The sequence below is a fragment of the Pseudomonas duriflava genome (assembly GCF_007830155.1).
Lineage (GTDB): Bacteria > Pseudomonadota > Gammaproteobacteria > Pseudomonadales > Pseudomonadaceae > Chryseomonas > Chryseomonas duriflava.
Genome location: NZ_VLKY01000021.1, coordinates 1 through 19362, shown reverse-complemented (window position 1 = coordinate 19362; position 19362 = coordinate 1). Strand labels below are relative to the sequence as shown.

The following is a 19362-nucleotide window of genomic DNA, read 5'->3' as shown; positions in this document are numbered from 1 at the left end:
ACGTATCCAATCAGTTTATTTCCTTCGCAGAGGTGTTTATGCATGACGTTGTAATCGTGGCCGCTACCCGAACGGCCATCGGCAGCTTTCAGGGAGAATTATCCACACGCCCGGCGGTTGACCTGGGCGCCGATGTGATTGGTGCCCTCCTCCAGCAGACCCAGCTGGATCCCACGCAGGTGGATGAGGTTATTATGGGCCAGGTGCTGACGGCAGGCGCTGGTCAGAATCCGGCCCGACAGGCAGCAATCAAGGCGGGGCTGCCTGCTAGCGTTCCCGCCATGACGCTAAACAAGGTATGCGGCTCAGGTCTTAAGGCTGTGCATCTGGCCGCCCAGGCCATCCGCTGCGGTGATGCCGACGTCATCATTGCAGGTGGCATGGAAAACATGAGCCTATCGCCGTATGTATTGCCCAAGGCCCGCACTGGGTTACGCATGGGTCATGCCGAGCTGGTCGACTCGATGGTTCATGACGGCCTGTGGGATGCCTTCAACGCCTACCACATGGGTATCACGGCCGAGAACCTGGTCGAGAAATATGGCATCACCCGCGAGGAGCAGGACACGTTCGCAGCAGCATCCCAACAAAAAGCCGTGGCCGCCCTCGAAGCGGGCTATTTCCGCAGCCAGATCACGCCGGTCCTGCTGCCACAGCGCAAGGGCGAGCCAATCGTTTTTGATACCGATGAACAACCCCGTGCGGACACAACCCGCGAAGCCCTTGCCCTGCTTAAGCCAGCCTTCAAGAAGGATGGTAGCGTCACGGCCGGCAATGCCTCGAGCCTTAATGACGGCGCGGCTGCGGTGCTTGTGATGAGCGCGGCCAAGGCCGATGCCTTGGGGCTACCGGTACTGGCCCGTATCGCTGCTTATGCCAATGCAGCTGTTGACCCGGCCATCATGGGTATTGGTCCAGCCCCAGCGACACGTCGCTGCCTGGAAAAAGCCGGCTGGACTGTAGGCAATCTGGATCTGATCGAGGCCAACGAGGCGTTTGCAGCGCAGGCGCTTAGCGTTAATAAGGAGCTGGGTTGGGATACGGCCAAGGTCAATGTCAATGGTGGCGCCATTGCGCTGGGCCACCCGATTGGCGCCTCGGGCTGTCGTATCCTGGTCACGCTGCTGCATGAAATGCTCCGCCGCGACGCGCATAAAGGGCTGGCTACTTTATGTATTGGCGGCGGCCAGGGAGTCGCGCTCGCGCTAGAACGGTGACCGCTGCTACTCCTCCTGCGAACGTGCCGAAGGGCACGTCCGCAACTCTTCTCCAGCAGGCCGATGAGATCATCAGCCTGCAATCTGTCGAACCCACAGGATGCGTCATGGATCAAGCGCAGTCATTTACACGCTACTGGTCGGCCCAGTCTCCTTTTGTAGCCACTTTTGCTGTCCATCAATTGCGCCTCTGGATGAATACCATTCCCTGGTTTGCAGGCAAAGCCAAGGAAGAATGGTTCGAAGTTCCTACCGAGCGCCTGGAAGAGATACAGGCGGCCTACCAGCAGGAATGGAACCAGCTCGGCCTGCAGTTGCTCATGCAAAAGCCCTTCAGTTTTACTGATAAGCGTTTCGCCAGTGATTACTGGAGCCTGCCATCTTTTGGCTCTCTTGCCGCGTTCTACTTGCTTAATTCACGTTACATGCTGGCCCTGATCGATAGCTTGCCTGTGGATGAAAAGAAACCTCGCCAACGGCTGCGCTACCTGATCGAGCAAGCTATTGCAGCGGCCGCACCCAGTAACTTTCTGGCTTATAACCCCGACGCGCTGGATACTCTGGTAAAAAGCAGCGGTGCCAGTCTAGCTCTGGGTATGCTTAACCTAGCCAATGACTTGCAGGAGGGCAAACTGCGGCAGTGCGACAAGAGCGATTTCGTGATCGGACGCGACTTGGCGACTACGCCGGGTCATGTCGTCTTTGAAAACGACCTGTTCCAACTCATCCATTACAGCCCACGCAGCCAGGAGCAGTATCGGCACCCCCTGTTCATCACACCGCCTGCTATCAATAAGTATTACATCATGGACCTGCGTCCAGAGAACTCCCTGGTCCGCTACGCCCTTGAACAGGGACATGCTGTATTCATCATGTCCTGGCGCAATTTCGACCACAGCGGCGCAGACCTGACCTGGGACAATTTTGTCGAGGATGCTGTCATCAAGGGTATGCGGGTCGCCCAGACGATCAGTGGCTCACGTCAGTTAAACTGTGTGGGCTTTTGCATCGGCGGCACCCTGTTGACCTGCGCCCTGGCAGTACTGGCGGCTCGTGGTGAACCTGATATCGCCAGTAGTCTGACCCTACTGGCAACGTTTCTTGATTACGACGATCCGGGTGTCATAGACATCTTTATTGATGAAGCCACAGTGGCGTACCACGAGAGCGCCATTGGTGGGAAAAACGGTACGACCGGCCTCTTTCGTGGCCAGGACATGGCCAACATGTTTTCGCTGCTCCGCCCTAACGATCTCTGGTGGAACTACACAGTCGACAAATACCTGAAAGGCAATAAGCCCAGGGCTCTGGACCTCCTGTTCTGGAACAATGACAGCACCAATCTCCCTGGACCCATGTTCTGCTGGTATCTACGGCATACCTATCTGCAGAACGATCTTAAATCCGGCGAACTAGAATGCTGTGGCGTACGGCTCGATCTTCAGAGGATCGCGACGTCAACTTATCTGCTGGCCACACAGGACGATCACATCGTACCGTGGGGCAGCGTCTATCGAGGGAGTGCGCTGTTTTCAGGGGAGAGTCGCTTCGTGCTGGGCGCCTCAGGGCATATTGCCGGCGTTATCAATCACCCTGCGCAGAATAAACGTCACTATTGGGTCAATGACGAAACACCTGATGACTCTAATGCCTGGCTGGCTGGTACCGAGCAGAAACCGGGCAGTTGGTGGCAGGATTGGTTTGCCTGGCTGGCACCCAGGTCGGGGGAACAAAGGACTGCGCTTGAAGTTGGTAAGTCCAGCGAATACCCCGTTCTTGAGCCTGCTCCAGGACGTTATGTTCTAGGATAGGTAAAAGAATTTACGATGGGCTGGCTAACTGGCCCATCGTCTTGTGACATGGCTCAATTATTTCTTGTGCGTCATGCAGCTTTTTTAAATTGTGCCGGTCTTAAGGAATAGACACAGGCACAGGGTTGCTCAATATCGCTGCCGTGTCAGAGGTCGAGCCGCTTAATCTGTTTTCGAGGCTCGTTGTACAACTTCTAGCAAGGACTGCTTTAATGACACGTACTCAACTTCGTCGCTTGCTCATCTGGCGCAGCTTTGGCGCCGCCCTACTTTTCTATGGGCTGCTGCTCGCGCTGTTCGGCATGGCCGACTTTATTTCACGTTAGTACCTACACTGTAATGACCCGATAAACCTCCCGGCTGGAAAAAGCCGGGAGGTTTTTTGCGTGCCCGTCAAAAACTTTTTCTGATTTAAAAAGTGTTGTTTTTCAACTATTTGTATCGAGTCTCTTACTTTTTTTGACGCTTTAAAAGTTTCTGCCAGTTTTTCGGATAGCCGGGAACTCCATATATTCCGTACGCTCATAGCACAGCGCTACCATACGATAGTTTTGTTCGAGGTGCTGGGAAACGACGAGTGATTGTCTTCCCGGTTGTAGTGCACCGGGATACAACAAGGATTCAATCAAGGCAGGAAGGCCTATGCATTGGATACTCATTGTTGTCTCTACGGCTGCTAAGCAACCTGTCGTTTCCATGCCGGAGTTGGCTCACGCCTGGCCTGTGAAAACGCCACGAAAAAATCATTTGAATGACGAGCAACAAAGTCAGTATCCACTGCATTTCAAAAGACGAAACGGTTGCCCCAGAAGGCCCTTAAAACAGGTGCCTTCTTTTTGCAGTCGCTCCGTCAAGCAAGGTACTGACTGGACAATGAGTGTTTCAAAAAATCAAAAACAGCGCTTCGCTTATTGTTAATGACAACAAGCATGCATGTTCAAGGAGAGAATATGATGGGTAACAACGTACGTAAAAACCTGATCGTCGCTATAAACTGGGCTGGGCTGGCTGCTTTCGGCTCGGTGGTATGGTGGGCTTATGATCCCTGCCAAAGCGGTAGCTGTGCCGTTCAAGCCCCCGCCATTGCCTCCATCACTGCGCCGCAGTCGATGGTGCACTCGGGGATGGTTTCCACTACTACAGAGCTGCACGTATTGAAATAAAAGCTTCCCTCCGTATTCCTGAAAAGGCTTCGATTATTCGAAGCCTTTTTTCATGACATGCCTGTTTGTCTATGTTTTAAACAAATACGCTCCTTTCCAGGCTAACGCTCCGACGACATGAACAAACAGGCTGCCTCCAGCGTGGCCTGGCCGCCTTTCTTAGTGATAGTAATGCTGTTGCGTATCCAGTCTCTGAGGTCGGAATGGGAGATCACCAGCACTGTACCCTTGTCGTGAGACTTTTCTTCGAGCAGATACATCAACCGCTCAAGGCCGGCCTCATCCAGCGCTTGATCAATTTCATCGGCCATGAACAGCTTGATGGGTTTGGTGGCACGAGAGGCCACAAGGTCCTGTAGAGCCATTGCTGTAGCCAGACGAACCTTGCGCTTTTCCCCGCCGGACAAACTGCGGAAGGTTTCACCGCCTGTAGCACTTGTGACGTCGATAGAAAACCGCTCGCGCAGTTCACCCTTGGCGGTCAGGGAAAGGGTTGACCAGACGGCCGTAATGTTGCCATCCGTTAACGCGGACAGGTAATGCGCGGTCCGTGCATTTAGGTAAGGCGTGACGTTATCCAGAATATGGGCGCGAACGCCAGCGGGACCGAAAACACGAATGGCCTCTTCGGTCAGCTCGAGCTGCCGCTGCCCCGTAGCCTGCCGTTCGTTTAGGGTTTTCAGACGTGTCTGAACCTGCTCCAGCTGTTGCCGGGCTCGGAGAATGGCTGGTTCATGGGGGTTCGTTGCCACCTCAAGGTGTGCGAGCCGTTCCTGTAAATGCTGCAGGTGGGCCTGTTGCTCACACCAGCGGCGCTGTTCAGCCTGAAGACGGTTGCGGTCAGCCTCCAGCTGGCCTAGCGCAGTGCTCTGGACAGACACATCCGTCATGCCGGCACGATAAACCGCCAGCGCCTCTTCTGCCGCCTGGACGGCCTGACGGTAGGTATCAAGCTCCATCTTCAAGGCATCGGCCTTTGCCGTCTGTGCCTGAGCTGCTCGCAGGGCTGCCTCGCGAGACGCGTTGAGGTCGCTGGACTCAATCACATGACCACACTCGGCGCAGCGTGTACCGACTTTATCGTCAACATGCTCAAGCGCGTGGAGAAGCCGCTTCGACCGTGCCTGCTCATCCCTGATGCGCTGTTCTGCAGTAGCTAGCGCCAGTTCCGCCTCGCGATGGGCACTGGCCAGGATACGCTCCTGCCGGCGCTCCTCGTCCGACGCGGCGATACGGTCGCGAATGGCCTGGCCCTGCGCTTCCTGCGCCTGAAGTTGGGTCTTCAAGTGCAAACCCTTGTCAGGATCAAAGGTGCGCAACGCACTCTCGTAGGCGTCCCTCGCCGACGCTATCTCGGCCTTGTGCCTATGCGCCCAGGCGTCCCGATCACGCTCGGCGGCTGCGACATTTGTCTCAAAGGTGTGTTGCGCGCTCCGCAGGGCTTCGGTCTGACTGGTCAGCTCGCCTACCTCAAGCTTGCGTTCGCTCAGCCGCTGCCGGGTCAGGTCATAGGCCTTTTGTAGCTGATCAATACCGGCAGCTTCCTCGACCAGTAACTTGAGCGCACGGTCAGTCATGCCTGGCAGGTCCGGCATGGCCTCCTGACCGATATAGACGGCACTGGTAAACACGTCTTGCGAGCAGCCGATCACCGCGTCTACCAGTACCTGGGTCAGCTTGTCAGAGCCACGGGTCAGGTCCTTCCAGCCGCCCTCATGGAGCTGTTCCAGGCGCAACTGATTTTTGAATATGCGGTGTTTACGGTAACGACTGATGCGGTAGGTATCGCCACTGGCCTCCTGCAGCTCGACAACCACTTCGGTGCCTTTTCCCGCCGTCCGGTTGACGATGCCATCGCCCGACTCATGACGCGCCGTCTCTCCGTAAAGCGCCCAGCACAACGCATCGGTAATAGACGATTTGCCAGCGCCGTTGCTGCTCTGGCTGGTATCGTCAAGGTTCTCGCCCTGGACAAGCACGAGCCCCTTGTCGTTAAGGGGAAGCGACTCGACGCGGCCGATTGCCATGAAGTTGCTGATGGACAGGCTGAGGATCTTCATAAGCGGATTGCCTCGGCCTCCGTCAGGATGTCATGGCAAAGCGCTTCGAGTGCCTCACCCTCGGTACTGTGATCCCTGATCCACTGGCTGATCGACTCGCGCAGTGTAGGCGCACTGGCTACCTGGGTACGTCGTGACGGGACGGCACTACGCGCCAGGGGAATGGCCTGCACAAACGTGCCGAGGGCACCTAGCGCCTCCAACCGAGAACGGTAATGGCTGATTTCGTCGCTTGTCGCCTCGCCCAAGCGAAGCCGAACATAATTACCCCGGCAGTATTCAGCGGCGGTCGCGTCATCCCAGCAGATATCGAAATCCATATAGCGAGGCGCCTGTGAGGGGTGAAAGGCAACACCGCTATCAGTAACGATCAGGTATCCCGCACGTGTTCCGACATCGTTCCAGGTCTGATGAGTAGTAGCGCCTACACTGAAGACATCTCCCGGGAAATACTTGTGATTGTGGTAATGACCACAAAACACCTGCTTGAACCCATAGGCGGCCAGTTCGGCAGCCTGGAAACCATGGTTGGGCAGCCCTGCGATAACATCATCTACCGGCGCGTGCAGCATTAGGGTCCAGGCATTTACGGCTTCGCTCTGATGGACCAGCTCTGCAAGGCATTCCCCAATGTGTTGGCGCACGTCGTCAAGCCGGTCATACCAGGGCACCATGACCACGCGATCATCATGAAACAGTGCAGGAGTGGAAATCACCTCAATGCCCGGAATCGTTCGAAGCGACTCGCAAGCGTTACTCAGGGCATTACTATCCCGCGACTCGAGGTCGTGGTTACCAGCCAGAATGCGTACTACCAGCCCCTGCTCACGGGTAAGCGTAGTAAACAAATCGATAGTGGGATTCAGGACACTTGGCGCAACAGAGCCGCGCACATGGAACAGATCGCCAGTGATATACAAGGTTTTACCGCCAGCACGCTTCGTGGCTTCAGCAGCCAGACGGATCTCATTGAGAATATGCACGAGCCGGCTATTCAGACCGTACTCGTTGATACGCGAAAACGCGCTCCAGTTATGCAGATGGACATCAGAACAGATGCCGTAAGTCATGGAGAGCTCCTGGCGGGACGCAACCCTCGAACATTGCGATGCGGGGGCTGCGTTTGAAGGCGACTGAAATATCGGCTCATCACGCTTTGAGTCAGGATTGCCGTGAGATATCCAGCCTCGGCTGGTGAGCTGCAAGAGTTTGAGTGACTAACCGTGTCCGACTCTATAAATGGGGTCTCCCTCTGAAAATCAAAGAAGTGGCAAAGCGCTTTCCAGACACGCGTAAGCGATCTGTAACGTCTCGATAACACAAAAGGCGCACTAACGCTGACTAGGCTTGTCCGAGCCCATAGTGTCTTTTTGCAACTGAAGGGAGCGATGCATGCTATTGGCGCTGATCGTTGCGCTACCTCTGCTTGGTAGCCTCTTGCCGGTACTGCTGGATCGGCGGGGCCGTCGGCTGCCGGCCTTTGCAGCGGCTTTACCCGCAGCGATCGCGCTGCTGACCCTGCTGTCTTTTACTCGCGAGATGCAAGCAGAGCAAACCATTATCGTGTCCTATCCCTGGCTGGAAAGCCTAGGGTTGAACCTGAGCCTGCGTCTGGATGGCCTGAGCTTTCTTTTCGCTCTTCTGATTCTGGGCATAGGGCTGTTGGTCATTCTCTATTCCCGCTATTACCTCTCGACAGAAGAGGCCATGGGCCGCTTTTATGCCTATCTGCTGGTATTCATGTCCGCCATGTTGGGCATCGTACTCTCAGAAAATCTATTATTGATGCTGGTGTTCTGGGAGATGACGAGCCTTTCCTCGTTTCTCCTGATCAGCTTCTGGTCGCACCGCTCGGATTCACGGCGCGGTGCGCGCCTGGCGCTGACTTTCACGGCAGGAGGCGGCCTAGCCTTGCTGGCAGGAGTCCTGCTGCTAGGCCACATCGCTGGCAGTTTCGAACTCAGTCAGGTCTTGGTATCCGGCTCCACTATCATTCAGCATCCTCTCTATCCGTTGATGCTGATTCTGATTCTATTAGGCGCGTTTACCAAGTCCGCGCAGTTTCCCTTTCATTTCTGGCTGCCCCACGCCATGGCAGCACCTACCCCGGTTTCGGCCTATCTACATTCGGCTACCATGGTCAAGGCTGGCATCTTTCTACTCGCCCGCCTCTATCCTACCATTGCAGGTACTGACTGGTGGTTCTACATCGTCAGCCTGACAGGGCTGACCACCCTCTTGCTGGGTTCGGCCATGGCGCTGTTCCAGCATGACCTCAAAGGGCTACTGGCCTACTCGACTATCAGCCATCTCGGACTGATTACTCTGCTGTTTGGCCTGGATACCGACATGAGTTCGGTCGCTGCCATTTTTCATACCATCAATCACGCAACGTTCAAGGCTTCTTTGTTCATGGCGGCCGGCATCATCGACCATGAGACCGGCACCCGTGACCTGCGACGGTTGAGCGGTCTGAAACGCTTCCTGCCGCATACGGCCCTGCTCGCTATTGTGGCTTCGCTCTCTATGGCAGGGGTGCCGTTGCTCAATGGCTTCCTCAGCAAGGAAATGTTCTTGAGCGAAACTTTGAACCAAGGGCTGCTAGGCCGTTTCAATTGGATAATCCCGGCTGTATCAACCCTGGCCAATCTATTAACGATGGCCTATTCCGTCCGCTTCATTCATCAGACCTTTTTCGGAGAAGCTCCTAAGGACCTGCCCAAGCATCCGCATGAGCCGCCTTTCTACATGCGACTGCCCGTACAGATTTTGGTCCTGCTGTGCGTAGTTGTAGGGCTTTTTCCAGGCCAGACGGTTAGCGAGCTGCTGGCCATGGCGGCCCGAGCCTCGCTAGGCAGACCGCTGCCGGAATACAGCCTGGAAATCTGGCATGGCTTCAACCTGCCCCTGCTCCTGAGCCTGATAGCTCTGGTCGGCGGTACGCTGGTTTACTTTTTCCTGAGCCGCCCTTTGTTCCGCCTCTACGAAAAACTGCCTGACGCTGAAGCGCGAGATGTATTCGAGGGGACAATGCAATGCCTGGTGCGCTCGGCCGTTTGGTTCACGGATCGTCTTGAAAACGGCTCATTGCAACGTTACTTGGCGCTAATGCTATTGGGTGTTCTGCTGATAACCGGCAGTGCCCTGTGGCGCCTCGAAACCTGGACGGGCCCCGTCGCGCTGACGCCACTTGACCCACTAACGTCGCTAGGCCTGTTGGTTCTTATGGCTGCCGCGATTATGGTGGCTCTCTCCCACCGCCACCGACTACAGGCCATTATCATGAGCAGTGTGGCGGGTCTTATGGTGGCAATGCTATTTGCGCGCTTTTCAGCCCCTGACCTGTCGCTAACCCAACTATCAGTCGAGGTGGTAACGGCCGTTCTTCTCGTTCTGGCCCTGTTCTTCCTACCCTGGCATACCCCTCGTGAGTCTACAGCGCTACGGCGATTGCGAGATCTCGCCCTGGCCGGTGGTGGTGGCGCTCTGGTATCAGTGCTGACCTATGCCGTACTAACACGCCCCTACGAAAGCATTTCTCCGTTTTTCCTGGATAACAGCCTGCCCGGTGGGGGCGGAAGAAATGTCGTGAATGTGATTCTCGTCGACTTCCGTGGCTTCGATACCCTGGGCGAGATCAGCGTTCTGGCAATTACCGGTGTGGCGATCTACGCAATGCTGGAAGGCGTGACGCTACCCCGGCCGGAAAAAGGCCTTGGAGGTTATTCATGGGTGCGCGATCGCCATCCCCTGATGCTCAGGGTAGTGTCAACGTTGATATTGCCGCTGGCCCTACTGGTCTCGGTATTTATCTTCATGCGGGGTCACAACCTGCCTGGAGGCGGCTTTATTGCAGGGCTGATCACCACCGCCGCGTTGATTCTGCAATACATCGCTAGCGGCCTGCGCTGGACAACCGCTCGCCTTCCCCTGGATTTTCGTCGCCTGGCTGGCTTTGGCCTTTTGACTGCCGGCATCACCGGGCTTGTGGCACCCCTGTTTGGCAAGCCTTTCCTGACCTCGGCATTTACGCATGTGGAAATCCCGCTGATAGGTGACATCGAGTTGGCTAGCGCCATGCTGTTCGACCTTGGCGTCTACCTGACCGTAGTAGGTTCCTCACTGCTTATCCTGGCGAATCTGGCCCTGAACGGCCGCCCCCAAGACAAGGAACGGATCTAATGGAGCTTTTATTTGCCATTACCCTTGGCGTGCTAACCACCAGTGGCCTCTACCTCATGTTGCGGGGCCGTACTTTCCCAGTGGTACTGGGCATCACTCTGATCACCTATGCGGTGAATCTGTTTTTGTTCGCCATGGGACGCTTGATTACCGGCGCACCAACCATTATCGGGCCGGACAGAGACTACACCGACCCGCTGCCCCAGGCGCTAGTACTTACAGCTATCGTAATCAGCTTCGCCATGACGGCCTTTGTACTCGTCTTGTCCATCAAGGCCCTGAGCGAGCTGGGTAACGACCATGTAGACGGGGCGGACCGATGAATCATCTGCTCGTCCTGCCCATTCTATTGCCACTCTTTACCGGCGCATTCCTGCTGCTGTTCAACGAAAAGGCTTCTTCTCACAAGCGTGTCTGCTCTACAGCAGCCACGCTGCTCCTACTCCCACTTTCCGCCTGGCTAATCGCCGTGGCTGGGCAGGGCCAATTTTTAACCTATGCGCTAGGTGATTGGCCGGCCCCTTTCGGCATTGTTCTGGTGCTGGATCGGCTGAGCGCCCTCATGGTAATGATTACAGCCGTGCTGGCCAGCGCGGCAATGATCTATGCCATCCGTGGCGATGACGCCCGGGGCCGCAACTTCCACGCCTTGTTCCAGTTTCAGATCGCAGGGCTTAACGGAGCTTTCCTTACCGGCGACCTGTTCAACCTTTATGTCTTCTTCGAAATCCTGCTGATCGCCTCCTATGCCCTGCTGTTGCACGGGAGCGGCCGGGAACGGACTAGCGCTGGCCTGCACTATGTCCTGCTCAATCTCCTGGGCTCGTCGCTTTTTCTGATAGCGGTCGGAACACTGTATGGTCTGCTCGGCACGCTGAACATGGCTGATCTGGCCCGCCGGATTACCCAGGTCAACCCAGTCGATGCACCATTGATCGCTGCCGCTGGAGGCCTGCTGCTGCTCGTATTCGCCTTGAAGGCGGCTCTTTTACCCCTGTATTTCTGGCTACCACGCGCGTATGCCGGCGCCACGGCACCGGTAGCGGCATTATTCGCCGTTATGACCAAGATGGGGGTTTATTCAATCCTACGGGTCTATACCTTGCTGTTCGGCCCGGAGGCAGGCGAGCTGGCGCAGCTGGCACCTCCCTTGCTGTGGCCCTTGGCCTTGGCAACGTTGGCCCTTGGGTCGGTCGGCGCGCTGGCAGCCAAACAATTGCAAGAGCTGGTGGCCTATCTCGTCCTGGTCTCCGTAGGGCTTCTGCTGGCAGGCCTTTCCCTGGGTCGTACAGAATCCATCGCTGCCTGTCTGTATTACCTTATCCACACCACCTGGATTACAGGCGGTCTGTTCCTGCTGAGCGATCTGCTGGCGCGCCAGCGGGGAGATACTGGGTCGGCCCTCGTAGCAGGGCCACCGCTCAACGCGCCACTACTACTGAGTGGCCTGTTTTTCTTTGGTGCGGTGTCCATTGCAGGTCTGCCACCACTGTCGGGCTTTCTGGGCAAAGTCTTGATTTTAAGATCTGCAACTTTGCCTGAGGCTCGTTGGCTCTGGCCCGTCCTTTTGTTATCCAGCCTGGGATTAATTATTGCCCTGAGCCGAGCAGGCAGCACGGTATTCTGGCGTACACAAGCAGTTGAACCCACACACCGGAAGGTCGATGGCTGGCGTGTGTTTGCCGTCGCGTTCTTAATGTCCGGTAGCGTTATTCTAGTTGTGATAGCCAAGCCGCTCACTCGTTACCTGGACCAGGCAGCGGAACAGATGATGTCACCCGGGGCGTATATCGAGGCGGTGCTACAGGAGACGCCCCCATGAAGCGCTTGTTTCCCTATCCGTTGCTCAGTCTTGCACTCACCCTGCTCTGGCTGCTTCTGGCAAACAGCCTTAGTCTGGGTAATCTGCTGATGGGAGGGTTGCTGGGCTGGGCCATTCCGCGCGTATGTCGCGGTTTGTGGTTTACCGACGTACGCCCTCGACATCCGCTCCTGTTGGCCAAGCTACTACTGCGCGTCACGGGTGACATGCTTTGGGCCAATGTTCAGGTGGCGGCGTTGGTACTAGGCCCTGTGCGCCGGCTCAATCCTGTCTTTGTTGAGGTGCCGGTGGATATTCGGCAGGAAATGGGCCTGACGCTACTCATGAGCATCATTACGCTCACGCCAGGCACGGTATCGGCCGAACTTAGCGAAGATGGCCGCCGCGTGCTGGTTCATACGCTGGACGAAGACGATCCCGATGCGCTTATCGAGAGTATCAAGACACGCTATGAAAAACCCCTGATGGAGATATTTCCATGCTCGCCATCGTAATCCCTATTTGCCTTGCGCTCTGTTCGCTCGCCGTGCTGCTAACGTTTATCCGCCTCCTGATTGGGCCTCATCAGCCGGACCGCATCCTGGCGCTAGATACTATCAATATTAACGCTATCGCCTTGATTGTACTGTTCGGCCTCTGGCTCGATTCGAACCTGTTCTTCGAGGCGGCATTGCTCATTGCGCTCATGGGGTTCATCACGACGGTCGTGCTGGCCAAGTTCATGACCCGTGGCGACATCATCGAATGAGGGTATACCCATGAATCCCTGGCTTGAAGGCCTCATCTGTCTGCTCCTGTTGGTAGGTAGCCTCTTTACCTTGATCGGCTCCATTGGCCTGCTGCGCCTGCCGGATTTTTTCATGCGTTTACATGGCCCGACCAAGGCCACCACGTTAGGGGTAGGCAGTACCGTTATCGGCTCGATGCTGTACTTCACTACACAGCATGAAGGTTTGAGTCTGCATGAATTTCTTATCCCCCTGTTTCTGTTTATCACCGCCCCGGTAAGTGCGCAGATGCTGTGCAAGAGCGCCATGCAACAACGTCTGGGATTTATCGAGCGAACACGCGGAAAACCGTGGAAACCTTAGCGGTCAAGGGATAGCAAACGAGCAGAAGCAGGAGACAAATACCGCAGACGAAAATCCCGGCCGCACAGTCAACAAGTGCGGCCGGGATAACGCTTAGGCTTCCAGGGCGCGTAGCCTTTGCGCACGTTTCTGAGCCTGCAGTTCCTCGGTAGGACTCAAAGTAAAGTCGAATTGAATCGCGGCGAAACGCTCGGTATCCAGCCCACGCTGCCGGGCCGCATCAATGTCTTCGATAAAAATGGATATGTGCTGGACGCTGGCCCTGCCGGCCCAACTGATCGAGTAGTCGCTGAGTCGGCCCCTCCGGCGGACAGCCATACCCGGACGGTACGATGCTGCGAAAGCGATAACGCCCGTTCTCATCGGTCTCGATACGGCGGCGCAGGTTGTAGTCCGATTGGGTACTGTCGAAATAAGAGTAGTTACCCGCCGTGTTGGCATGCCATACATCGACAATTGCCCCTACCAGTGGCGTGCCGTCCCTGCCAGGATGATCGACAGATGCTCAATGGCATCTTCTGGATCCTTTGCTCCAGCGCCAAATGGCGTGATCTACCCGAACGCTACGGCCCTTGGAAAACGGTCTATCAGCGTTTTCGCCAATGGCGGGACGACGGCACGTTTGAGCGCGTATTGACTCGTCTGCATCTGCGGCTTCGCCAGGATGGCTTTATCGATCTGGATACCTGGATGGTGGACTCCACGACCATTCGAGCTACACGTGCCGCGGCAGGAGGCGGAAAAAAGGGGCCCGGACGAACCTGTAGATCACTGCCTGGGACGCAGCCGGGGTGGGTTAGGTACCAAGATTCACCTGCTCTGCGATGCCAATGGTTATCCGCTGAGCTTTACCCTCTCGCCTGGTCAGCAGGCCGACTCGCGCAACTTTATCCTGTTACTGGATCAGGTGCGTCTTCCTGGCTCTCAGGGCAGACCACGCAAGCGTTGCCGGACAGTGATTGCGGGCAAGGGCTACGATAGTGAAGGGTTGCGTCGCTATTGCGACCGCTTCGGTATGCCGCCGGTGATTGCCCAGCGCACAATGCACCGCAAGCCCCGGCCAGGTCTGCCTCGCCTGTTTGATAGGCCCAAGTATCAACAGCGTAACGTGATCGAGCGGCTGTTCAGTTGGTTAAAGGCCATGGTAACGCTGGCCTGTATCGAGCGATGCATGCGTGCCGACTTTTCAGACAAACCCTAAACTCCGAGCAAAGATTTCTAACTTATGCATACCAGAGAAATCACAGCAGTGAAGCGACGGGTGAGCTTCTCGAAAAAAGACATAATAGGCACTTCAATCGTTTCGTAACTCGGGGAGAGTCATGAAACCTTTAAAGCACAGCCGCTCGCCGAGTTGGCTTAGGCTGCAATATGATGAAGGTATTGCACCTTCGATAAGTGGCACAGCTATAAGGAAAAACAGGTGAAACACGCTGTATCAGAGCATCTTGATACCTATACGGAACAGGGTGCTCTTCGTCTTTCCATCGTCGCCACGTTGTTGGTCGCCCTATTCGGCATCACGTTTGGCCTACTCTCTGGGTCCTTTGCCATTGCCTTCGAAGGGTTTTATTCACTACTGGATGCAGGGATGACGATCATCGCCTTGATGGTTACCAACCTCATCGCAGCCTCCAGTACTATCGGCCCGCAAAGAAGCAGATTGAACCAAAAGTTCACTATGGGCTTCTGGCATCTTGAGCCCATGGTACTTGGCCTGAGCGCAACACTATTGAGTAGCGCTGCGGTATATGCCTTGATTGGTGCAGTTCAAAGCCTGCTCAACGGCGGTAGAGAACTTGAATTTGACGAGGCAATTTTCTATTCCGTTGTAAACCTTGCGATCTGTATTGGCATGGCCTCCTTTGGTTTCAATGTAAATAAAAGGCTTGGATCTGATTTTATAGCCCTGGATGCCAAGGGCTGGCTGATGTCAGCATTTATCACCGCAGCACTACTGGTTGCTTTTTCGATTGGCTGGGCGGTGCAGGGTACTTCCCTAGCCTGGATCTCTCCCTATGTGGATCCAGCTGTTCTGGCTATTATCTGCCTGGTCATCATACCTATCCCTTTGAACACCATCCGTCATGCCTTGATTGATGTGTTACTTATCACACCAACTGAACTTCAAGAGCGTGTAGACCTAATCGCCAAGCGCATCGTAAAGAAGTATGGGTTTCTGTCCTATCGCTCCTATACCGCAAAGGTGGGCAGAGGCCGACAGATAGAACTCTTTTTTATTGTCTCCAAGAACCTAGCCCCCAAAAGACTCGAAGAATGGGATCTTATTAGAGATGAAATCGGTGCAGCCATTGGGGGAGAAAGCCCGGATCGTTGGCTTACTATAATCTTTACGACTGATCCGGAATGGACTGAGTAAACACACATCTATTCTTTTAGAAGCTAAAAGGCCCTAGGCGCTGTCTGAAAGGATTTTCTAAAGCACCCTTTTGTGCCAACCAGAAAATCATGACCTCAAAGCTACAAGTGAGCGCCTTGAAACAAGTGCCTACTGGCCAATGCTACAACCTAGCGCCCGGAAGATGTCATTGCGCATCAAGCAATCACCGATCCGGTTCCATAGGGAGCATCCAACTCATAGCGCCCTGTCATCTATGATCTCTGTAGAAAAGACATGACGGATTAATAAACCAATTTTTCAGATAAAACACAGACATTACCAAGGCATTAACTACTCTATTTAAGGAAACCTTTTGGAGGCCTCCCGATGCCTGAACCTCTTCTCGCTCAAGTGACCCTTCCCCCAAACTTGGTCGAGCATGCCGAAGCCCTGATTCAAGACGGTAGACGACATCTGCTGGGTATTGCAGGCCCTCCCGGCTCAGGTAAGTCCACCCTAGCCGAATTGCTTGCCGCCTCCCTGGGCGAACGTGCCATTGTTGTGCCCATGGATGGTTTCCACCTGGCCAACCGGGAACTGGCCCGCCTCGGTCGTGCGGACCGCAAAGGCGCACCAGACACTTTCGATGCGCATGGCTATCGTGCCTTGCTCAAGCGACTCAGGCAGGCCCACCCTGCTGAAACGGTCTATGCGCCAGCCTTCCACCGCGACATTGAAGAAGCTATTGCCGGATCCATCCTTGTTCCGGCCGAGGTGCCGCTGGTGATTAGCGAGGGCAATTATCTGCTGCTCGATCAGGCCCCTTGGGCCGGCATCAAGGATCTGTTCGACGAATGCTGGTATGTAGCCGTAGACGATCAACAGCGGCGCTCGCGGCTAGTAAACCGACACATACGTTTCGGGCGCAGCCAAGAAGCGGCCGAAGCATGGGTCGACCACACCGATGAGCCTAACGCACGCCTGATCGCCGCCTATCGGGAGCACGCGGACCGGATTATCAATTGGTCAGACTAGTCCGCGTTGAATACCTTTTGATCCGCTACAAAACGGGTCGCTGGCGAGCCATCGGCGTTGAGTTGGAGAATAGTGATCGGGCAGCCGCTTTCGTCCAGCTCCACCAATCCCATGCCCGCACCGTTCCACAATCGCTCCCCGGCCTCACGACGGTCAGGCAGATACGGAGATACTTCCATCCGCCGCCGCTTGGTGAACCAGTTCAACGGTGACCATGGCGCATAAAGCCAGCGATTGAGGCGGTCGAACCACTCCAGCAGGCGCGGGGGAAATTCGTTCTTGACCCCACTGCTGGTGATCTGCCAGATCCGCGGCCCCGTTTCCTGGTCACGAATCCGTACGTCATAGACAAAGGAATAGTGCACATCGCCGGATAGGATTACGTAATTTCCTGGCGTACGTGAGTGCCTGAAGATTCGCAGCAGCACGTGGGCGCTGCCGGGATGTGCCATCCAGTTTTCAGCATCCACCATCAGGGGCTGCCCACACCAGGTAAAGATGCGCTGTACTGCCTCGATCAGTTTGACACCAAACATCGGCGGCGCCGAAACAACAATGGCAGCACGATGCCCCAGTAACGCCTGTTGAAACTCCGTGAGTGCCTCCCAATCCATCAGCCCTGAGGGTCGGCTCGGATGGCGCTCGCTACGCCAGCGTCGCGTACGGGTATCCAGCACGATCAGCGGAGGTGAAGTAGGTAGTTCGTAATGCCAGTGTTGAAAGTGTTGCAAGCGCCCAATCAACTCATCTTGCGGACCAGAATCAAGAACCCCGTCCGAGCAGGCGGTTTCAAATAGATCAGCCAGCGATTCGAGCACCTCCTGAAAAGCCTCCGGCTGGTTGCCCCACCCCTGACACAGGGTATAGCTAATCAAGGTATTGCCAACGATTCGCCGGGCAAATGGATGTTCATAGACAGTCTTTTCCCACAGGGCCGACAGGTTCCAGTCATCCGTAACGTCATGATCATCGAAAATCATGAGCGTAGGCACATTGGCCAATATTCGTGCTACCGAGGGCAAGCCCTGAACGAAATCCTTCAGAACACCAGCCTCTTCGCAGTAACGCTCACGCAAGGACTCATCCAGCTCGGGCGGAACGGGCTCAATAAGCGTCCAGGGCACAGGCGACCATACCAGCAGGTACATGGCCAGGACTTCCGACAGGCTTACCAGATGATTATGGGCATTGTTGGTTGTGAAGATCGGCTTTTCCACACCGCCAAAGAAACGTTCACGTAAGGCTTCGTTGGACTTGAACGCTGGGAGTAACTTCTCGCGCCGGTAATAGCTGGCCGGGTCTTGGGCCAGGGCCTCGCTGTCTTCAACAACGGCCCCGTCAAACCGCTCCTGGTACAACCCGAGTCGTTTGATCAGCGCATGAATCGCCACCAGCATCGGGCCAGCCACATCATCTGCATAGATCTGGTCACCCGTCATGAGCAGCACGGCCGGGCGCGCCTCTGCATTGCCCTGCTCCGCCAGCCATTGATCCGCCCGGACTAGGCCGTCTCTCGCTCGACTATGCGGTTTGCGACAGGAACCATGCAGCAATCGATCAATCCGGGATTTGATTACGAAACAGGGATGAGTCTGCCCTGGATACAGCAGATACGGCGCCCATTCGGCCATGCTGCGGTCAGCTCCGCTTGCCGATGGGATTTGCAGGTCATATCCGATCAGGCAATCCAGCGGCAGTGCCGTATCAAGCGTGACATCGATCAGATGAAAAAAGGCATTTCGTCCTACCTGGATAACCCGGCACGCCGCCGTATCAGGCTCAAGCACATGCACCCGCTCACGACTCTCGCCAGGAAAAAGACGCAGCGTCATAGCAAGCGGCCTGCTTGTCACCAGCCACATAACCAACCGCTCCGCGGTTACCCGTCGTAATAAAGGGCCTACGAGCACGTCGGGAAGTACGGAGTCAGCAATAGAAGGAGACATCACCAGGCAGATCACTCACATAAAAAAACGCCTAGAGTATCCGGCATTGGCAAAGCTGCGCCTAGGCAATCGACACAATCATGAGACCTCTCCAGAAAACTCAATGTGCTTGCCATGAAAAAGGGCGCCCGTAGGCGCCCTTTTTGTTGCTGCGTTTGCGCAACCGGCTTAAGCCACCTGACCTTCGATGGCCGGCTTTTCGTCTGCTGGTGACTGGCCATTGATGGCAATGCGCTTGGGCTTGGCTTCTTCCGGCACAAGCCGAACCAGATCCACGCTCAGCAGGCCGTTTTTCAGGCTGGCCCCCTTCACTTCGATATGGTCAGCCAAGCGGAAGGACAGCTTGAACGCACGCTGGGCAATGCCTTGATGCAGATAGGTCACGCTGTCGGTGTTCTTCTCACGACGGCCACCCCGTACGGTCAGCACGCTCTGCTCGACTTCGAGCTCAAGGTCGTCTTCCTGCAGGCCGGCGGCTGCAATCACGATGCGGTATTGGTCATCGCCGTGCTTTTCAACGTTGTAGGGTGGATACGAGCTGCCCGATTCATTACGCAACGCAGCCTCGAACAGATCGTTGAAACGGTCGAATCCAATGGAATGACGGAACAGCGGAGCAAGGGATAAATTAGTCATGATGAAATCTCCTGAGAGTCAGCAAGTTTTCCTGGCGGGACCCGATTTCGGCCTCCCG

The 19362-nt window shown here is 55.6% G+C and carries 16 protein-coding genes and 2 pseudogenes; 13 read left to right on the top strand and 5 right to left on the bottom strand.

The features are described from left to right. The first annotated feature begins 38 nt into the window (after positions 1–38). The 4 genes from IQ22_RS20475 (at position 39) to IQ22_RS20460 (ending at position 4191) form a co-directional block, all read left to right on the top strand. The gene (locus IQ22_RS20475; RefSeq protein WP_145145477.1) at positions 39–1217 is read left to right on the top strand and encodes an acetyl-CoA C-acetyltransferase; all 1179 of its coding nucleotides are present in this window, start codon (positions 39–41) and stop codon (positions 1215–1217) included. A 107-nt stretch (positions 1218–1324) separates the two neighbouring features. Continuing rightward, positions 1325–3028: a class I poly(R)-hydroxyalkanoic acid synthase gene (gene phaC, locus IQ22_RS20470; protein WP_145145475.1), complete on the top strand. Its 1704-nt coding sequence runs from the start codon at positions 1325–1327 to the stop codon at positions 3026–3028. Between the two features lie 642 nt (positions 3029–3670). Next, a complete protein-coding gene (locus IQ22_RS20465) occupies positions 3671–3946 on the top strand; it encodes a hypothetical protein (RefSeq protein WP_145145473.1) in 276 nt (91 codons plus the stop codon). A gap of 32 nt (positions 3947–3978) precedes the next feature. After that, positions 3979–4191, top strand: a complete 213-nt coding sequence (locus tag IQ22_RS20460) for a hypothetical protein (protein WP_145145471.1) — start codon at positions 3979–3981, stop codon at positions 4189–4191. A 101-nt stretch (positions 4192–4292) separates the two neighbouring features. Here the strand turns inward: IQ22_RS20460 and IQ22_RS20455 are convergent, their stop codons facing one another. Both IQ22_RS20455 and IQ22_RS20450 read right to left on the bottom strand, forming a co-directional pair. After that, on the bottom strand, positions 4293–6251 hold the full coding sequence (locus IQ22_RS20455; RefSeq protein WP_145145469.1) for an AAA family ATPase: 1959 nt from the start codon (positions 6249–6251) through the stop codon (positions 4293–4295). After that, positions 6248–7321 (bottom strand): metallophosphoesterase, encoded by a 1074-nt coding sequence (locus tag IQ22_RS20450; protein ID WP_145145467.1) that lies wholly within the window; start codon positions 7319–7321, stop codon positions 6248–6250. The genes IQ22_RS20455 and IQ22_RS20450 overlap by 4 nt, the downstream gene beginning before the upstream one ends. 322 nt (positions 7322–7643) lie before the next feature. On the opposite strand from IQ22_RS20450, the gene IQ22_RS20445 reads away from it, so the two are divergent. The 6 genes from IQ22_RS20445 to IQ22_RS20420 are packed head-to-tail and all read left to right on the top strand — an operon-like array spanning position 7644 to position 13346. Then, the gene (locus IQ22_RS20445; RefSeq protein ID WP_145145465.1) at positions 7644–10433 is read left to right on the top strand and encodes a monovalent cation/H+ antiporter subunit A; all 2790 of its coding nucleotides are present in this window, start codon (positions 7644–7646) and stop codon (positions 10431–10433) included. Then, positions 10433–10756 (top strand): Na+/H+ antiporter subunit C, encoded by a 324-nt coding sequence (locus tag IQ22_RS20440; RefSeq protein ID WP_145145463.1) that lies wholly within the window; start codon positions 10433–10435, stop codon positions 10754–10756. Before IQ22_RS20445 ends, IQ22_RS20440 begins: the two co-directional genes overlap by 1 nt. Further along, positions 10753–12255, top strand: coding sequence for a monovalent cation/H+ antiporter subunit D (locus IQ22_RS20435; RefSeq protein ID WP_145145461.1), 1503 nt, complete (start codon positions 10753–10755; stop codon positions 12253–12255). Before IQ22_RS20440 ends, IQ22_RS20435 begins: the two co-directional genes overlap by 4 nt. Further along, the gene (locus IQ22_RS20430) at positions 12252–12749 is read left to right on the top strand and encodes a Na+/H+ antiporter subunit E (protein WP_145145459.1); all 498 of its coding nucleotides are present in this window, start codon (positions 12252–12254) and stop codon (positions 12747–12749) included. Before IQ22_RS20435 ends, IQ22_RS20430 begins: the two co-directional genes overlap by 4 nt. Next, positions 12734–13003, top strand: coding sequence for a K+/H+ antiporter subunit F (locus IQ22_RS20425; RefSeq protein WP_145145457.1), 270 nt, complete (start codon positions 12734–12736; stop codon positions 13001–13003). The genes IQ22_RS20430 and IQ22_RS20425 overlap by 16 nt, the downstream gene beginning before the upstream one ends. A gap of 10 nt (positions 13004–13013) precedes the next feature. Then, positions 13014–13346 (top strand): Na+/H+ antiporter subunit G, encoded by a 333-nt coding sequence (locus IQ22_RS20420; RefSeq protein WP_145145455.1) that lies wholly within the window; start codon positions 13014–13016, stop codon positions 13344–13346. Positions 13347–13439: 93 nt separating this feature from the next. On the opposite strand, the pseudogene IQ22_RS20415 reads toward IQ22_RS20420, so the two are convergent. Beyond that, a pseudogene (locus IQ22_RS20415) lies at positions 13440–13824 on the bottom strand (dioxygenase family protein); the annotation flags it as partial. Here IQ22_RS20415 and IQ22_RS20410 point away from each other — a divergent pair. From IQ22_RS20410 to IQ22_RS20400, 3 genes and pseudogenes are all read left to right on the top strand, one after another. Then, positions 13824–14547: pseudogene (locus IQ22_RS20410) on the top strand (IS5 family transposase); the annotation flags it as partial. The pseudogenes IQ22_RS20415 and IQ22_RS20410 overlap by 1 nt on opposite strands. 222 nt (positions 14548–14769) lie before the next feature. Further along, positions 14770–15726, top strand: coding sequence for a cation diffusion facilitator family transporter (locus tag IQ22_RS20405; protein WP_145145453.1), 957 nt, complete (start codon positions 14770–14772; stop codon positions 15724–15726). A 348-nt stretch (positions 15727–16074) separates the two neighbouring features. Then, positions 16075–16722, top strand: coding sequence for a nucleoside/nucleotide kinase family protein (locus IQ22_RS20400; protein ID WP_145145451.1), 648 nt, complete (start codon positions 16075–16077; stop codon positions 16720–16722). Here the strand turns inward: IQ22_RS20400 and IQ22_RS20395 are convergent. Next, positions 16719–18668: an alkaline phosphatase D family protein gene (locus tag IQ22_RS20395; RefSeq protein ID WP_145145449.1), complete on the bottom strand. Its 1950-nt coding sequence runs from the start codon at positions 18666–18668 to the stop codon at positions 16719–16721. The genes IQ22_RS20400 and IQ22_RS20395 overlap by 4 nt on opposite strands. Positions 18669–18836: 168 nt before the next feature. Then, positions 18837–19304 (bottom strand): Hsp20 family protein, encoded by a 468-nt coding sequence (locus IQ22_RS20390; protein ID WP_145143353.1) that lies wholly within the window; start codon positions 19302–19304, stop codon positions 18837–18839. Positions 19305–19362 lie beyond the last annotated feature (58 nt).

What these genes read in the sequence shown, in the direction of transcription:
- IQ22_RS20475 (WP_145145477.1), top strand. Translation starts at nt 39, where the DNA reads ATGCATGACGTTGTAATCGTGGCCGCTACCCGAACGGCCATCGGCAGC.
- phaC (WP_145145475.1), top strand. Translation starts at nt 1,325, where the DNA reads ATGGATCAAGCGCAGTCATTTACACGCTACTGGTCGGCCCAGTCTCCT.
- IQ22_RS20465 (WP_145145473.1), top strand. Translation starts at nt 3,671, where the DNA reads ATGCATTGGATACTCATTGTTGTCTCTACGGCTGCTAAGCAACCTGTC.
- IQ22_RS20460 (WP_145145471.1), top strand. Translation starts at nt 3,979, where the DNA reads ATGATGGGTAACAACGTACGTAAAAACCTGATCGTCGCTATAAACTGG.
- IQ22_RS20455 (WP_145145469.1), bottom strand. Translation starts at nt 6,251, where the DNA reads ATGAAGATCCTCAGCCTGTCCATCAGCAACTTCATGGCAATCGGCCGC.
- IQ22_RS20450 (WP_145145467.1), bottom strand. Translation starts at nt 7,321, where the DNA reads ATGACTTACGGCATCTGTTCTGATGTCCATCTGCATAACTGGAGCGCG.
- IQ22_RS20445 (WP_145145465.1), top strand. Translation starts at nt 7,644, where the DNA reads ATGCTATTGGCGCTGATCGTTGCGCTACCTCTGCTTGGTAGCCTCTTG.
- IQ22_RS20440 (WP_145145463.1), top strand. Translation starts at nt 10,433, where the DNA reads ATGGAGCTTTTATTTGCCATTACCCTTGGCGTGCTAACCACCAGTGGC.
- IQ22_RS20435 (WP_145145461.1), top strand. Translation starts at nt 10,753, where the DNA reads ATGAATCATCTGCTCGTCCTGCCCATTCTATTGCCACTCTTTACCGGC.
- IQ22_RS20430 (WP_145145459.1), top strand. Translation starts at nt 12,252, where the DNA reads ATGAAGCGCTTGTTTCCCTATCCGTTGCTCAGTCTTGCACTCACCCTG.
- IQ22_RS20425 (WP_145145457.1), top strand. Translation starts at nt 12,734, where the DNA reads ATGCTCGCCATCGTAATCCCTATTTGCCTTGCGCTCTGTTCGCTCGCC.
- IQ22_RS20420 (WP_145145455.1), top strand. Translation starts at nt 13,014, where the DNA reads ATGAATCCCTGGCTTGAAGGCCTCATCTGTCTGCTCCTGTTGGTAGGT.
- IQ22_RS20400 (WP_145145451.1), top strand. Translation starts at nt 16,075, where the DNA reads ATGCCTGAACCTCTTCTCGCTCAAGTGACCCTTCCCCCAAACTTGGTC.
- IQ22_RS20395 (WP_145145449.1), bottom strand. Translation starts at nt 18,668, where the DNA reads ATGTCTCCTTCTATTGCTGACTCCGTACTTCCCGACGTGCTCGTAGGC.
- IQ22_RS20390 (WP_145143353.1), bottom strand. Translation starts at nt 19,304, where the DNA reads ATGACTAATTTATCCCTTGCTCCGCTGTTCCGTCATTCCATTGGATTC.